This is a genomic window from Pseudomonas sp. 7P_10.2_Bac1, assembly GCF_025465935.1.
Lineage (GTDB): Bacteria > Pseudomonadota > Gammaproteobacteria > Pseudomonadales > Pseudomonadaceae > Aquipseudomonas.
The window spans coordinates 40,902-57,860 of sequence record NZ_JANLNV010000080.1; the positions used below are offsets into that span (position 1 = coordinate 40,902).

A 16,959-nucleotide genomic window follows, 5' to 3' on the forward strand; every position below is an offset into this window, starting at 1 on the left:
ACAGGGGGTGTTGTCACAGCCCTTCGAGTTCGGCCATCAGGTCGCTCAGGCGGTCGACTTTTTCCTCGTTGATTTCGCTGCTTTCTAGCCCTTCGATGTACACCGCCAACTCGGCCACGCAACTGCATTCAAACATCGCCCGTAACGGCACGTTGCGTTGCAGTACTTTCTGTACCCGCGAGGCGATTTGTGTCGCCAGCAAGGAGTGGCCGCCCAGCTCGAAGAAGTTGTCGTTGACCCCCACCCGCTCGACGCTCAGCACTTCACTCCAGAGGTTGGCCAAGGTCTGTTCCAGTTCGGTGCGTGGTGCCACGTAGTCATCGCACTGTACCTGGCCTATGTCCAGCGCTGGCAGCGCCTTGCGGTCGAGCTTGCCATTGGCGTTGCGCGGCAATTGGTCGAGCCACAACCAATGCAACGGCACCATGTATTCCGGCAGTTCACCACGCAGCCGCTGTTTGATGAGCTCCAGTGGCTCGCTCCGGCTCTGGTCCGGTTGTGCTGCCACCAGATAGCCCACCAAGTACTTGCCGTTCGGACCTTCCTGCACGCTGACCGCCGCGTCGCGCACCGATGGTTGCTCGTGCAGCCGTGCTTCAATCTCCCCCAGTTCGATCCGGTACCCGCGAATTTTCACCTGGTGATCGATACGCCCCACGTACTCCAGCACGCCATCGGTGCGTCGCCGCGCCAGGTCGCCGGTTCGGTATAAGCGCTCGCCCGGTGCGCCGAACGGGTTCGGCACAAAGGCTGTTGCGGTGCGCAGTGGATCAGCGACATAGCCACGGCCCACCCCTGTGCCCGCCACACATAGCTCACCCACCGCACCCAGCGGCACCAATTGCAGTGCGCCATCGAGCAGATACAGGCGGTTGTTGTCGGTGGGCGTGCCAATGGGCAAGTAGCTGCCTTGGGTCGCCGCATGATCGACACGGAAAAACGCCACATCATCCGAACACTCGGCCGGGCCATAGGCATTCACCAGGCCGATCGCCGGGTAACGCAGCAGCCATTGCTGCGCCAACTCCGGGGGCATGGCCTCGCCGGTGGGCAGCATCCAGCGCAACCCGTTCAGCTCAATCCGTTCTTCGGCCAACATGCCTTGAATCAACGAAGGCACGCTTTCCAGCACACTGATGCCCTGTGTGTTAACCAACGCCAGCAAGGCTTGCGGGTCATGGGCGATGGCGTTGGGGACGATCTCGACCCGCGCCCCGAACAAGGGCGCTGCAAGGAACTGCCACACCGATATGTCAAAGCTTTGGGACGCGGTCTGCGCGATGACGTCGTGCTCACTCAGTTGCAGATACGGCACTTTGCTCAACTGATTGTTGAGCATGCCGCGCTGCTCGACCATGACGCCTTTGGGCAACCCAGTAGAACCCGAGGTGTAGATAACGTAGGCCAGGTTATCCGGCCCACTGTAGACCTGCGGGTTGTGCTCGGCCTGCGCTTGCGTTTGCACTTCCTCCCACACCAGCAAGCGCGGGCGTATGGCGCACCCCGACGCGTCCAGCAACGCTTCGGCCTGGGCCAGGCAGCTTTGGCTGCACACCAGCACTGGCGCGCGGCTCAGTTCCAGGATACGGCTCAGGCGCGAGTTCGGCAGCGCCGGGTCCAGCGGCAAGTAACCTGCCCCGGCCTTGAAGCTGCCAATGATCATGCCCAGCAAATCCAGCCCGCGTTCGGCCAGCAAGGCCACCGGCTGATCGACCCTCACACCGGCGGCAATCAGCGCGTGGCCCAAACGGTTGCTGCGCTGGTTCAACTTGCGGTAGCTCCACTGCTGCTCAGCGCAACGGGCCGCGATGCGCTGTGGGTGCGCCGCCACCTGAGCCTCGAACAACTCGGCATAGCTGTGCTGCAACGGGTAGTCACGCTGGCTTTGGTTGCAGCCCTCCGTCAGCAATTGCTGCTCGGCCTCGCCCAGCAAGGGCAAGTCGGCCATGTCACCATGAAAGCCGTCCATCAAGGCCAGCAGCAAGCGTTTGAACTCGCTCAGCAGGCGCTCAACGCTGCTGCGCTCAAAGAAGCGCTGATCGTAAGACAGGTGCAAGCCCAGATCATCGCCGGGGTAGCACACGGCGGTGAGCGGGAAGTTGGTGTGGGTGCGGCCCGAATCCGACGTTGCGTTGAGGCCTTGCGCGCGGTCCAGCACCGACAGGTCCACCGGGGCGTTTTCAAACACAAACAGGCTGTCGAACAGCGGCTGGCCCTTGGGTAGCTCGCTGCACTCCTGAATCGTGACCAGCGGCAGGTACTCGTACTCGCGCAGTTCCATGTTGTGTTCGAGTAATGTGTGCAACCACTGGCGCACGCTCAGCGCCTGACCGTCAGCGGGCATCTGCACGCGCAGGGCCACGCTGTTGATGAACAAGCCAACGGTTTGCTGCATCTGCGGCAGCGCTACCGGCCGCCCGGCCACGGTCACGCCAAAGACCACGTCGCGCTCACCGCTGAACCGTCGCAAGACCAGCGCCCACGCAGCCTGAGTGAATGTATTGAGGGTCAGTTGGTGACGCTGAGCCAGTTCACGCAGCCGCGCGCCATCGCTAGCCTGCAGCCGGGTGTAGCAATCGCCCACCCGCATGCCGCCGCTGTCTCCGGCATGTTCACGCAGGAACGGCCGGTCGCTCGGAATGTACGTGGTCTGCTCAAAGCCCTGCAGATTGCGTTGCCACCAGGCATTGGCCTGCTGCAGATCCTGTTGCTGGAGCCAACTGATGTAGTCGCGATAACGTGGGGGCGTGGCCAGTTGCGGCGCGCGCTGCTCGCCCAGCGCGCTGTAGATTTCAAAGAAATCGCTCATCAGCAGCGAGCGGCACCAGGCATCGATCAGGATGTGGTGGTTGCTCATCATGAACCAATAACGCGCCTCGCCCAGACAGATCAGCCGCAGATGGAACGGCGCCTGGTTGAGCAGATCGAAACCAGCCTCGCGCTCGCGCTTGAGCAGCGCTTGCAAGCGCTCTTCGTGCCCGTCCTGCGGCTCGTTGCTCCAATCAAGGTAGTCAACGCCGGTAGTCCCCGGGCGATGGATGATTTGCAGCATGCCCTCGCCCGCGTTCCAGCAGAACGATGCACGCAAGGCTTCATGCCGCGCCACCACCGCCTGCCAGGCCTGGGCAAAACGCTGCGGGTCGAGGGCGCTGTTAATCCGATAGCGGTCCTGCATGTAGTAGAGGCCGGTGCCCGGTTCCAGCAACGTGTGCAGCAACATGCCTTCTTGCATCGGCGTCATGGGGTAGACGTCTTCGATCAGGCTCGCCGCCACCGGCAGGTTGTCGAGTTGCGCCTGGCTGAGCTTGGCCAAGGGGAAGTCCGACGGTGTCAGGCCACCGGCATCGGCGCTCAGGCAATGGCCGATCAGGCTTTCAAGCTCTGCCACATAAGCGCGAGCCAGCGCGTCGATGGTGTGCGGTTGATAACGCTCGGCGCTGAAGGTCCAGCGCAACACCAACTCGCCGCCATAGATCTGGCTGTCGATGCTCAGCTCATTGGGCAACGGTGCCCGCGGGTCATGGGCAGTGCCTGTGGCCTCGTCCAGCGGGCGGAACACGGCATCGCTGGCAAAACTCTGATCGAACTGGCCGAGGTAGTTGAAGGTAATCGGCGCTTCGGGCAACGCGGTCAGCGCCTGCTGCGTGGCCGGGTCGGTCAGGTAGCGCAGCACGCCGTAGCCCAGGCCTTTATGCGGCACCTGACGCAATTGCTCCTTGATAGCCTTGATCGAATCGCCATGCCCAGCGTCAAGATGGGGCGTGAGGCGTACCGGGTATGCGCTGGTGAACCAGCCCACGGTGCGGCTCAGGTCGATGTCGTCGAACAGGGTTTCACGGCCATGGCCTTCCAGCTGCACCACGATCGAGGACTGGCCCGTCCAGCGGCAGGTCACGCGCGCCAATGCGGTCAGGAGCAGGTCGTTGATGTGGGTGCGATAGGCGCTCGGCGCCTGTTGCAGCAACTGACGGGTGCGCGATGCATCCAGACGTACGCTGAGGGTGTGGCCATGCCGGTGTTGCCGACCGCCCTGCGGGTTGTCGCACGGCAACGCGACGTGCGCCCCCGCAAGCTGCTGTTGCCACAAGCCCAGCTCTTCGCGCAGCGAATCGCTCGCAGCATAGGCGTGCAAGCGATTGGCCCAGGCCCGGAACGCGCTGGTCTTGGCAGGCAGTGATTGCTGGCGATACAGCGTTTGCAGATCTTCCAGCAGCACGCGCCAGGACACACCATCGACCGCCAAGTGATGGATCACCAGCAATAAACGTTGCTCGCCCTGGGGACCGTCCACCAGCACCGCGCGCAGCAGTGGCCCGGCTTGCAGGTCGAGGCTGCGCTGAGCCTGGTCGAACAGCCCTTGGCATTGGCTCAGTTCCGCCACCTCGGCCTGCCACAACAAGGGTTGAGGCACCGCGCCGGCGTACTGGGCACGCCAGTGTCCGTTGTGCGGCTCAAAGCTCAGGCGCAAGGCGTCGTGATGCATCACCAGGGCGGTCAGTGCCTGCTCCAGACGGGCAGGCACCAGCGGCCGGGCCGGTTGCAGCAGCAATGATTGGTTCCAGTGCCCGCGCTCCGGCATTTGCGTATCAAAGAACCAGTGCTGAATGGGCGTCAGGGGCGATTCGCCGCTGAGCGCACCCTGTTCGGCAGACCGCTGTTCGGTCCGGGTCGCGACACTGGCCAGTGCCTGCACCGTTTGGTGCTGGAACAGGTCCCGCGGGCTGAAATGAATACCCAATTGGCGGGCGCGGCTGACTACCTGGATCGACAGAATCGAATCACCGCCCAATTCAAAGAAGTTGTCATCAAGACCGACCTGCTCAAGGTTCAGCACCTCTCCCCACACACTCGCCAGACTGATTTCCAGTGCATTGGCGGGGGCCACGTAGCGTTGGCGATTGAGCTCAACATCCGGCGCGGGCAAAGCACGACGGTCGAGCTTGCCATTGGCGGTCAGCGGCATGCTGCCCAGCAGCGTCAGGTGCGCTGGCACCATATAGTCCGGCAGCTGCGCCTTGAGCCGAGCCTTGAGCGCTTCGCGCAGCGCTCCCGCCTCGGCCTGTTGATCACATACCAGCCAGGCCGCCAATTGTTTGCCGCCGGGCATGTCCAGCGCCAGCACCACGGCTTCACGCACCGCCGGATGCTCTAGCAACTGGCTTTCGATCTCGCCCAACTCGATACGGAAACCCCGGATTTTGACTTGGTGATCCACCCGGCCCAGGTACTCCACCAGCCCGTCAGCACGCTGACGCACCAGGTCGCCGGTGCGGTACAGGCGCCCGCCATTGCGGGCAAACGGGTCGGCCACAAAGCGTTCGGCGGTGAGCCCGGCACGCTGGTGATAGCCCAGAGCCAACCCTGCGCCGCCGATATAGAGTTCGCCGGTGGCGCCCGGCGGCACCAGCGCCAGATCACTGTCGAGAATGTACGCCACCCGCGCGCCGATGACCTGACCGATCGGCACACTTGCTGCGCCGTCAGCCAGTTGTTCCGCCGCCAGGCTGGCCAGCGGCATGACCACGGTTTCGGTGGGGCCGTAGGCGTTGAAAAATTGGCTGGGCTGGAACACTGAACGAATCCTCTGCAGGTGCTCGCCGGTCAGCGCTTCGCCGCCGGTGATGCACATGCGTACCGGCAACGTCTGCCCGTGGGTTGCCAGCCATTGCGCCAACTGGCTGCCATAGCTGGGGGTGAAGCCCAGGATGGTGACCTGCTGCTCACGAATCAGTTGGCAGATGTGCTCAGCGTCCCACTGCCCTTGCGCCCGCACCACCAGCCGCGCGCCACTGAGCAGCGGCACCAGCAAACGCTCGGTGGCGGCGTCAAAGTTGATCGAATAGAAATGCAGCTCGCAATCATCGGCACGCATCCCGAAGCGCTCGATCACCGCCTGGCAATGCATGGCGATTTCGCCGTGGTTCACCACCACGCCTTTGGGCTGGCCGGTGGAGCCGGAGGTGTAAATCAGGTACGCCTGATGCTGCGCCAGGCTGATAAACGGCAGCTCACTGGACGGGTACGCCGCCAGTGCCGGGGTGTCGTCTTCAAGGCTCCAGCAACCTACGCTCGGGGGCAGTTCACCCAGTGCGGCAATCAAGGCGCGGTGGCTCAACAGCACGCTGATGCCGCTGTCTTCAATCATGTATTGCAAGCGCTCCAGCGGGTATTCCGGGTCCAGCGGCACGTAGGCCCCGCCTGCCTTGAGAATCGCCAGCAGGCCGATGACCATTTCCAGCGAGCGCTCCAGCGCAAGGCCCACCCGTACCTGCGGGCCAACACCCAGCTCGCGCAGCTTCCAGGCCAGTTGATTGGCCCGGCGATCGAGATCGGCGTAACTCAAGTGTTGCCCGGCAAAAGTCAGGGCAATGGCCTCGGGGCGGGCCTTCGCCTGCTCAGCAAACAAGGTGTGCACGCACTGATCGAGGCGATACTCACGTGTGCTGGGCGCCAGCGCGACGAGCAAGCGTTGTTGTTCTTCTACGCCCAAAAGCGGCAGTTCACTCAGGCGTTGTTGCGGGTCAGCCAACAGCGCGTGCAGCAGATTGCGCCAATGTTCGGCCATTTGGGCGATTCGCGGCTCGTCGAACAGGTCCGTGCTGTAGGTCAGACAGCAACCCAAACGATGATCAAGGTCGGTGACTTCCAGGTTGAGATCAAACTTGGTCGCTCGCGCATCGTTGGCCAGGAACTCCACCGTCAGCCCCGCCAACTGGCGGCTTTGCTGGAACTCCCAGCGCTGCACGTTGCACATCACTTGAAACAGCGGGTTATAGGCGGCACTGCGCGGCGGCTGCAGGGCTTCCACCAGATGGTCGAAGGGCAAGTCCTGGTGCGACTGGCCCTCGATCACGGTCTGACGCACCTGCTCCAGCAATTCGTCGACGCGCATCTGCCCGTGCAGTTCGCAGCGCAGCACCTGGGTATTGAGGAAGGCGCCAATCAGCCCTTCGCTTTCCGGACGGATGCGGTTGGCCACTGGTGCGCCGATGCGCAGATCAGTCTGCCCGCTGTAGCGATAAAGCAGCACCGCCAGGGTGGCAGTCATGGTCATGAACAGGGTCAGGCCGTGCTCGGCATTGAATACGCGAACCCGTTCGGCCAGCTCATCACTGAGGTCAAACCGATACAACCCGCCCTTGTAGCTTTGCACCGCAGGCCGTGGCCGGTCGCCGGGCAGTTCGAGCAAAGGGTGTTCGGTGCCGAGCTTGGCGATCCAGTAATCGAGTTGGCGCTGGCGTTCGCCCGACTCCAGCCACTGGCGCTGCCACACGCTGTAGTCCAGGTACTGCACCGCCAGCGGCAGCAAAGGCGAGGCGCGATCGTCGAGAAACGCTTCGTACAATTCGCCCAGTTCGCGGGCAAAGATATCCATTGCCCAACCTTCGGTGACGATGTGGTGCAGGGTCAGTACAAAATAGTGTTCACGCGCGCCGGCCTTGACCATATGCGCCCGCAATAACGGCCCGTGCTCCAGATCGAATGGCTGATGCGCCTCGCTGTCGGCCAGTGCCTGCAAACGCTGCTGGCGGCTGGCCGCATCAAACGTGCTGAGGTCGAGCCAGCCCAAGTGCAAGCCGCTGTCGCGATGCACCTGCTGGCAAGGCACGCCGTCATCGCTGGGGAACGTGGTCCGCAGGGTTTCATGGCGCATAACCAGGGCCTGCAGCGCCGCCTCGAATCGCTCGACATCCAGCAAGCCGGTCAGGCGTGCCATGCCGCCGACGTTGTAGGCCGGGCTGTGCGGCTCCATCTGCCAAAGGAACCACATGCGCTGCTGAGAATACGACAGCGGTACCCGCTGACGACGGTCCACCCACTGAATCGGCCGTTGGGTATTACGCTGGCCCGCGCCTTGAATCTGTTCGACCTGTTCGACAAACGCACCCAGCTCGCTGGCTTCAAACAGAGTGCGCAGCGCCAATTCGACATCGCACGCCTGGCGCACCCGCGAGACAATTTGCGTGGCCAGCAACGAATGCCCGCCCAGGGCGAAGAAATCATCACCCAGACCAATGCGGCTATGCCCCAGCACTTCGCGCCAGATCGCCGCAATCTGCTGTTGCAGCGCGGTGTGCGGCTCGATGTGTTCACGCACCTGCCACACGGGCTCCGGCAAGGCCCGACGATCCAGCTTGCCGCTTGGGCTCAGCGGCATGGCGTCAAGGCGCAGTAATTGCGCGGGCACCATGTACTCCGGCAGTTGCGCCGCCAGAGCGGCCTTGAGCTGTGTGCTGTGTTCATCCTCGGGCAGCGTTGCGCCAAGCGCGCAGTAATAGCCGATCAGTTGCGGCCCGCCCTGGGTTTGACGGACAAGCACCGCGGCTTGCGCCACGTCGGGCTGCGCCAGCAGGCGTGCTTCGATCTCCTGCGGCTCGACGCGAAAGCCGCGCAATTTGATTTGTTGGTCGAGGCGGCCCAGGTATTCAAGTACGCCGTCACGGGCCCAGCGCACCTGATCGCCGGTGCGATACAGTCGCGCACCCGGCTCGCCCAACGGGTCGGCTACAAAACGCTCTGCGGTCAGCCCCGGGCGCCCCAGATAACCCCGCGCCAGACCAATGCCGCCAATGCACAACTCGCCCGGCACGCCGACCGGCAGCGGATTCAATTGACTATCAAGCACCCGGCAGACCACGTTGCCCAACGGGTGGCCAATTGGCGAACGCTGGCCGTCTTCGCGCGCGCAGTGCCAATGGGTGACGTTGATGGCGGTTTCCGTCGGCCCGTAGCGATTGTGCAGTTGCACACCGGGCCAGTGTTGCAGCACGCGATCGCGCAGGTCGGCGGGCAAGGCTTCGCCGCCAGAGAACACCCGGCGCAAGCTGTTGCATTGCGCGGCCTGCGGCTCATCGACAAACAGGTGCAACAGTGGCGGCACAAAGTGCAAGGTGGTGACCCCAAACTGCTGCACCATCTGCGCAATGCGCTTTGGATCGCGATGCTCACCCGGCCCGGCGAGCACCAGACGGCAGCCGGTGATCAGCGGCCAGAAGCATTCCCACACCGAGACGTCGAAACTGATGGGGGCCTTTTGCATCAGCACATCATCGGCATCCAGGCCGTAGGTGGCCTGCATCCACTGCAAACGTTCGCTGAGCGCCGCGTGGGTGTTGCCAACGCCTTTGGGCAGGCCGGTCGAGCCGGAGGTGTAAATCACATAGGCGAGGTTGTCGCCGTGCAGGTGCAAGCCCGGCGCATGGCTGGGCCAACTGTCTAGCTTGAGGCCGTCCATGGCGATCACACTGAGCGCGTCGACACTCGGCAAACGCGCCAGCAGTGGGCTCTGGGTCAGCAGCAAAGACGCCCCGCAGTCTTGCAGCATGTAGGCCAGGCGCTCGGGCGGATAGTCCGGGTCCAGCGGCACATAGGCGCCACCCGCCTTGAGAATCGCCAGCAGGCCGATCAGCAGTTGCGGCGAGCGTTCGGCGGCAATCGCCACCGGTACATCGGGGCCTACGCCCTTGTCCCGCAGGTAGTTGGCCAGGCGATTGGCCTGGGCATGCAGGCTGGCAAAGTCCAGGCTGCCATCGCTCCATTGCACGGCAACCCGCTCGGGCGTCTGCTGCACCTGTTGTTCCAGCAGGTACGGGAGCCAATGCTGGGCAGGCACACATGGGGCTGAGCCCCAGTGTTGTTGTTCAAGCAGGTGCGCCGGGCTGAGCACGTGCAAGTCCGCCACGGCCTGGCGAGGGTCGGCGCACACTTGGCGCAACAGGTCGACAAAATGCTCGGCCAGTTGCGCAATGGTGCGGGCATCAAACAGTTCATCGGCGTAGTCGAACGACAGCTTGAGGCGCCCCTGATGGTCCTCTTCGCTGTGCAATTGCAGGTCGAACTTGGCTTCGCGGCTGTGCCACTCCAGCTCCTCGGCCAACAGACCGGGCAAACGCCGCAACGCGCTCAAATCTCGCTGTTGATGGTTAAACAGCACTTGGAACAGCCCGTGTTCGCGGGCCTGGGGGAAGGCTTCAAGCAGTTGCTCGAATGGCAAGTCCTGATGCGCCTGGGCATCAAGGGTGGCGCTGCGGGCCTGCTGCAACACATCACTAAACGGCAGACGCCCGTCCAGTTGTGCGCGCAGCACCAGGGTGTTGATAAAAAAGCCGATCAGACCGTGGGTTTCCTGACGCGGGCGGTTGGCACTCGGCACGCCAATACGAATATCCCGTTGCCCGGTATAGCGATAAAGCAAGGTCTGGAATGCCGCCAGCAACAGCATGAACAACGTGCTGTCGTGGGCCTCGGCGGTCTGCTTCAGCGCCTGACTGAGCGGCACCTCCAGGCTCAAGCTGTAGCGCGCAGCGCTGTGTTGCTGCGCGGCCGAACGCGGGTGATCGGTGGCCAGTTGCAGAACCGGATGCTCGTCCCCCAGTTGCTGCTTCCAGTAATTGAGCTGGCGCTCGGCCTCGCCCTGGGCCAGCCATTGACGCTGCCAACTGCCGTAGTCAGCGTATTGCAGCGCCAGTGGCGCCAATTGCAGCGGTTGCTCCAGGCAGGCGGCCGCATACAGCCGAGAAAACTCGTCGATGAGCAGGTTCAGCGACCAGCCGTCAGCAATGATGTGGTGCAAGGTCAGCAACAATTGATGCGCTTGGTCATCGAGCTTGACCAAGGTGACCCAGAACAGCGGGCCATTACGCAGATCGAACTGGGTGCGGGCGTCGTCTTCGCGTATCTGCCGGGCTCGCGCCTCACGCTCATGTGCGGGCAAGTCGCTGATGTCGATGACTTGCAGGTTGAAGTCCGCCGCCTCGTCAACCTGCTGCCAGGCCTGGCCATCGCGCTCGTAAAAACGTGTGCGCAGGGCTTCGTGGCGCTCGACCAATTGGGCAAAGCTGCTGCACAGCGCGGTTTGGTTCAGCTCACCACGCAAACGCAAGGCTGCGGGGATGGTATAGGCGCTGCTCTGCGGGTCCAGTTGCCACATAAACCACAAACGGTTTTGCGCCAGCGATTGCGGCAGTGCTTCGTCACGGCTCAAGCCGGCAATGCTGCCTTGGGCCAGACCGCCGTCCTGCTGCAACGCCGCGACCCGGGCCGTGAAGGCGCTCAAGGTCGGCGCCTCGAACAATAGGCGCAGGTTGAGTTCCAGTTTCAGTTCTTCACGCAGGCGGGCGATCGTTTGCGTGGCCAGGATCGAGTTACCGCCCAGCAAGAAGAAATGATCATCTGCGGCCACTTGCTCGACCTGCAAATGCTCGCACCAGATCCACGCAATCAGTGCTTCCAATGCTTGGGCTGGCTGCGCCTGATCATTGTCGGCTGGCTGGGTGTCGTCAGACGGAAACTGCGCGTAGCTGTCCAGGCTGCCCTCCGCCAGACGGCTGCGGCAGGCCGATCGTTGCAATTTACCGCTGGAGGTTTTTGGCAGCGCCCCCGGATTGAGCAGCACGACCACGCTGGGTGCCTGCTGGCAGGCGTCGGCCACGGCCTGGCGAATGGCAGTGATCAGGGCCGGCGCCGGCAGGATTTTCTGCACGCTGCGGCTGATTTCGGCAGCGATGCCGATGCCCTCTTCACCCTTGTCATTGACCGCGAAGACCGCCACCCGGCCCTTGCGCACCACTTCGACTTCGCGCTCGATGGTTCTTTCGAGATCTTGCGGGTACAGGTTGTGGCCGCGCACGATCAGCAAGTCTTTTAGGCGCCCGGTAATGTACAGCTGCCCTTCATGCATAAAACCCAGGTCGCCAGTGCGCAGCCAGGTGCCGCCCTGGTGCCGGACAAACGTGTGAGCCGTGGCTTCGGGGTTGCGCCAGTAACCATGGGCGATGCTCGGACCGCTGGCCCAGACTTCACCGACACGGTTGTCAGCCAGGGGCTCGAACGAGAGCGGATCGACGATTTGCAGCGCATGTTCAGGCTGCTGAGTACCACAGCTCATCACCGGGCTGCCGTCACCCGGCACGATGCGGTTGTTGGCCAGTTCCAGCTCATTCAGGTTCAGGGCCGCAATGCCCTGCCCGCGTTGCCCGCCAGCCACAAACAACGTGGCTTCGGCCAGCCCGTAGGAAGCGAAAAAGCTGGCGGGGTCAAAGCCGCAGGCGGCAAATTTCTCGGCGAACTGTACGAGGGTGTCCTGGCGGATCGGCTCAGAGCCCGAATAAGCCACACGCCAGCGACTCAAATCCAGCCCGATCAACGCGCTTTCGCTGACCCGCTCGCTGCACAGCCGATAGGCAAAATCCGGCCCGCCGCTGATGGTCCCGCCGTATTCGCTGATGGCCTCGAGCCAACGCAACGGGCGGGCCAAAAAGTACCCGGGGGACATCAGGATGCACGGCACACCACTGTAAATCGGCTGCAACAAGCCGCCGATCAAGCCCATGTCGTGATACAGCGGCAACCAGCTGACAATCACATCGTCGGGGTTGAGGTCGATACCGAATCCGCGACGGATCAAGCGTTCGTTGGCCACCAGGTTGCCGTGGGTCACTTGCACGCCCTTGGGCAAAGCCGTCGACCCCGAAGTGTATTGCAGGAAGGCAATGTCATCGGCCTGCGACGCCACCGGCTGCCAGGCTTGTGCCAGGCTCGACGCTACCGTGTCGACGCACAGCAACGGTGGCGCATCGGCACTCGCCAGCTCCGGCAGAGCCAGCAAGGACGCGCGCAAATGGCTGCTGGTCAGCACGATACGCGGCTGGGCATCACTCAAGATCGACAGCAAGCGCTCCTGATGATGACGCCGCGCCGACTCGGGTGGATACGCTGGCACGGCGATCACCCCGGCGTACAGGCAGGCGAAAAAGGCCGCCACATAATCCGGGCCACTGGGGAACAACAGGACGGCACGATCCCCTCTGGACGTATTGGCCTGCAAGGCGGCGGCGAGGGTGCGCGCGCGCAGGTCCAGGTCACGATAGGTCAACACCTGACTGGCGCTCTGCTGCTCATCAAGAAAGCGCAAGGCCAATCGATCCGGGGTCTGGGCTGCACGTTGCTGCAGGGCTTGAGCCAATGTGCCAGGGAGTTCGAACGCGTCCATCATGGGATTTCCTGCCTGAAGTCGGCTTTACATAAATTCGGTGTTTGAGAGACGAGAAGCCGGGGCCTCGCTTTAGCCGTGCGCCTGACGCACCTGTTGCTGGCGCCAGCGTGTGAGGTGCTGCTCGGCGTAGCGACGCAGGCACCGCAGCAGCGGGGCTTCTTGCTGGTGCAGAAAAAAGTGGTGACCGTCGAACATGTCCAGGGAAAACGCGCGACTGGTGTCCGCCTGCCAGTCCAGCAATTGCTCGGCGCGTATGCTGTCCTGCTTGCCACCAAACACGTGGATGGGCAGCGGCAAGGGCGCACGCCGGTCATGACTGAAACTGCCGCACAGCAGGAAGTCAGCCCGCAGGATCGGCAGCATCATGTCCATCAACTCGGCATTGGCCAGTACGGCTTCAGAAGTGCCGTTGAGTTCGCGCAAGCGTTCGATTAACTGCTCGTTGGTCTTGGCCACGGCGTATTCACTGACATCCCGGCGGGCCGGACCGGCGGTGCCCGACGCGAACAAAGCCAACGGCTCGGGCAGCCCGCGCTCACGCAGGGCGTGGGCCAGCTCAAACGCCAGCAGGCCGCCCAGGCTGTGGCCAAACAGCGCGTAGGGCCCGTCCAGTTCGGCACTGATTTCATCCGCCAACTGCCGGGCCAGCGGGCGAATATCACTTTGCAGGGGCTCGCCCATGCGCATGCCGCGACCTGGCAACTCCAGTGGCCGCACCTGCAACCAGGCAGGCAGCGAACGCCGCCAGCGGCTGTAGGTCATGGCACTGGCGCCCGAGTAAGGCAGGCAAAACAGTCGCAACGCGCGCCCCTCACGCATGGCCCGAGCCACCGATGTGAAATACCGCCTGTACACATGCAACGGCCATATCGCCCTCCTCCGTCAACGCTCATCAGAGGCCTGAAACTCAGGCCTTCGCCCCTGTTGAACGGTTGTCTGCGGCAAATAATTAGCCCCAAAAATAGTGGCCCTTTGCAGTCAAATACGCGGGATGTGAGGCTTTTCGCAAACTCTGGACTTAATCGGTATTAATTACCTTTCTCAATTGACAATCATTATCATTAAGCCTAGTTTGTTGCGAACTGTGACGGCGCCAGCCGAGCAATGGCCCGCACTTTTTCACTCGCTACAGGTGATCTCCATGACGGAACAAATGTCCACAAGCAGGTGCGACTCACCCTTACTTCAGGCCTTTGTCGACAACCGATTAATCCTGGTCAAAATCGCAGCACGGATCACCGGCTGCCGGTCCCGCGCCGAAGATGTGGTGCAGGACGCTTTCTTCCGCTTGCAGTCAGCACCGCAGATCACCTCGTCGTTCAAGGCGCAGTTGAGCTATCTGTTCCAGATCGTGCGCAATCTGGCGATTGATCACTACCGCAAACAAGCGCTGGAGCAAAAGTACTCCGGCACCGAAGAGGAAGGCTTGAATGTGGTGATCAATGGTGCTTCGCCAGAAACCTCGCACATCAATTTTTCCACCCTGGAAAACATCGCCGACGCCCTGACCGAACTGCCCAGCCGGACGCGTTATGCCTTTGAGATGTACCGCCTGCACGGTGTGCAGCAAAAGGACATTGCCAAGGAACTGGGAGTGTCGCCGACACTGGTCAACTTCATGATTCGTGACGCACTGGTGCACTGCCGAAAGGTCTCGGGCAGCCAGGCAGACACCTCCATCCGTCGCTGAATGCGACGCGCATCGCAGCCTGGGTGCGCGTCGGCGACTGCTCTCTTACACCCGCTCTCGCATCATTAAGGCGGCCCGCTTGTGGGGGAAATCGAACTCCTTGATGCGCTGGTACCCCCGGGCTTGCAGGTAGCCAATCATTTTGCTGTTGTCGGCGCGTGGTTCGGCCACGATGCGCTGAGTACGCGGGTCATCTTCAAACAGGTAGTCGGTCAAGGCTGACAGCCAACTGGCAACCTTGTGTGGCCCCCGATGGGCCTGCTCGCCCACCAGCATGTGAATGCCACGATCATAGTCACCCGCGTCGTAGAAGGGCGCGATTCGGTCTTCCTTGGCCCAATAGGCTTCGAAGTAGGCGAACGGCTGGTCGTCAAAGCAACCGATCAGGGTCAGGGTGTGCGGGTCGGCCGCCAGTTTCTCCAGGTACTGGCGATGGTCGGCCAGGCTGCCGCCTTCATCCCAAAACGCCAGAACTCGCGGGGTGTTTTGCCAGCGATTGAAGCGTTCCAGGTCCAGGTCAATGTCCAACGTGCGCAGTGAAATCCAGGCATCGATCTGCGGGTCGAAGCGGCGATAGACTTCGCCGTGGGGTTTGGCTGGGCGCTGCGGGTGCGGAGCAGTTGCAGTCATTTTCGGGCTCACGATTTTCGTCTACTGATAGGCAGTGTGACGTTGACCGTGGCACAAAATTTAAGACTCGCCAGCGACCATTTCGATGTTGTAGGGCGCGAAGATCGCCTTTAACTGGCCATTGTCGCGAAGCGTTTTGATCAGTTGGGCCACTTCTTCGGTCTTGATCGGCCCGTTCGGGCGGACGAACGCATAGTGGTGGTAGCTCTGGTCGAGACGTTTAGAGACCAGAATCCGAGGTTTGTACTGCGGGTTGTGCTTGAACAGGTCTGTCAGGAAGGAGCACGTCATCAGGGTCATGTCTACGCGACCACGCAACACCATCTGCAGGTTGCTTTCATGGGAATAGGTCAGGGTCGCGTCAAAGTTGCTGGCCAGATAGGCCGGTGAAGGGTTGAAGTTGGCAAAGGCGTAGTGGTAACCGGTGAAGAGTGCCAGTCGCTTGCCCTTCAGATCGTCAAAGTAGGACTGGTCGCGACCCGGCTGCTGCTTGGCGACAAACACTTCGGAGTCTGCCAGGCCAAGGTCGACAGATTCATAATCTATGCCCTTCCAGCCCCAGTTCGAGCTCTCGAAAAGCATCAAATCGACCCGCCCCTGATCGAAGTCACGTACACGCCGCGCCATGGAGGTGGGCACAAGGGTGAAGTGGTAGTCGTTTTGCAACTGATTCATTGCCGTCAACAACTGTTGCAACAGCCCCGTATCGGACCCGCGCTCGGGGCGCACGATATACGGCGGGAAATGCGCCGCTCCGACCCGGACTTCCTGCGCGGCCCAGGCAGACGGGATCAAGGTCAAACCCAGCGTCAACAACACACTGCGGGCCATCCACATCGGCAAACACTTTAACGCTGCGCACATCTGGGAGGCCCAAGACTGGAACTTATTAATGAATAGACGTACAGACTTTATTACGACCGTAATTTAAGCGTGCCTAGACTAGCAAGCAAGCGCGGTGCAGGCCCATTACAAATTAAGTGCCCCGTGGCTGCACTTTAGCTACGCTGCATCCTCGACACCGATGTTGTTTAAGGAACGCTGCACATGCCTCACTGGCTGGTAATTGATCTGGAGGCCACCACCGATGACGGCGGCTGGCCTCTGGAAGAAATGGAAGTCATCGAAATCGGTGCCAGCGTGGTCACGCGTGCAGGACGCGAAATAGACCATTTCCAGCGCTTTGTTCGCCCGCAACGGCGGCCACTGCTCACCGCTTTTTGTCGTCAGTTAACCCATATCACCCAGGCCAATATCGACAATGCCAGCCCCACCGGGCAGGTCTGGGAACAGTTCGAGCGCTGGCTGGGCCAGCATTTGCCCAAACTGGAAGGCTGGGCCAGCTGGGGTGAGTACGATCGCAAGCAACTGGAACAGGAATGGCAACAAAAGCAGCTCAACAGCGCACTGGCACAGTTGCCGCATATGAATCTCAAGCAGCAATTTGCCCAGGTCCGCCAGCTCAAGCAGCCGCTGGGTCTCAATAGCGCACTGCAACTGGCTGGCATGCAGTTCAACGGCCAGCAACATCGCGCCCTCGAAGATGCTCGCAATACCGCACGTTTGCTGCCATTGGTGTTCAAGGTTTAGTGTGGCGTAAAGCCTTCATAAAAGGGCGTGACGGGATAAAACGGCTTCTGCATAC

Annotated in this window: 5 protein-coding genes and 1 pseudogene; 2 read left to right on the top strand and 4 right to left on the bottom strand. The window is 62.0% G+C overall.

Annotation, left to right across the window (positions count from 1 at the left end; genetic code table 11):
* Positions 1-13: 13 nt before the first annotated feature.
* On the bottom strand, positions 14-12,994 hold the full coding sequence (locus tag NTD86_RS17060) for a non-ribosomal peptide synthetase (protein ID WP_262203915.1): 12,981 nt from the start codon (positions 12,992-12,994) through the stop codon (positions 14-16).
* A gap of 69 nt (positions 12,995-13,063) precedes the next feature.
* The gene (locus NTD86_RS17065; protein WP_262203916.1) at positions 13,064-13,813 is read right to left on the bottom strand and encodes a thioesterase II family protein; all 750 of its coding nucleotides are present in this window, start codon (positions 13,811-13,813) and stop codon (positions 13,064-13,066) included.
* 322 nt (positions 13,814-14,135) lie between these two features.
* Here NTD86_RS17065 and NTD86_RS17070 point away from each other — a divergent pair, with 322 nt between their 5' ends.
* On the top strand, positions 14,136-14,684 hold the full coding sequence (locus tag NTD86_RS17070) for an RNA polymerase factor sigma-70 (protein WP_262203917.1): 549 nt from the start codon (positions 14,136-14,138) through the stop codon (positions 14,682-14,684).
* 45 nt (positions 14,685-14,729) lie between these two features.
* Here NTD86_RS17070 and NTD86_RS17075 read toward each other — a convergent pair.
* A pseudogene (locus NTD86_RS17075) lies at positions 14,730-15,296 on the bottom strand (GNAT family N-acetyltransferase); the annotation flags it as partial.
* Between the two features lie 78 nt (positions 15,297-15,374).
* Positions 15,375-16,151 (bottom strand): substrate-binding periplasmic protein, encoded by a 777-nt coding sequence (locus tag NTD86_RS17080; RefSeq protein WP_262203918.1) that lies wholly within the window; start codon positions 16,149-16,151, stop codon positions 15,375-15,377.
* A gap of 210 nt (positions 16,152-16,361) precedes the next feature.
* On the opposite strand from NTD86_RS17080, the gene NTD86_RS17085 reads away from it, so the two are divergent.
* A complete protein-coding gene (locus NTD86_RS17085) occupies positions 16,362-16,904 on the top strand; it encodes an exonuclease domain-containing protein (RefSeq protein ID WP_262203919.1) in 543 nt (180 codons plus the stop codon).
* Positions 16,905-16,959: the final 55 nt, after the last annotated feature.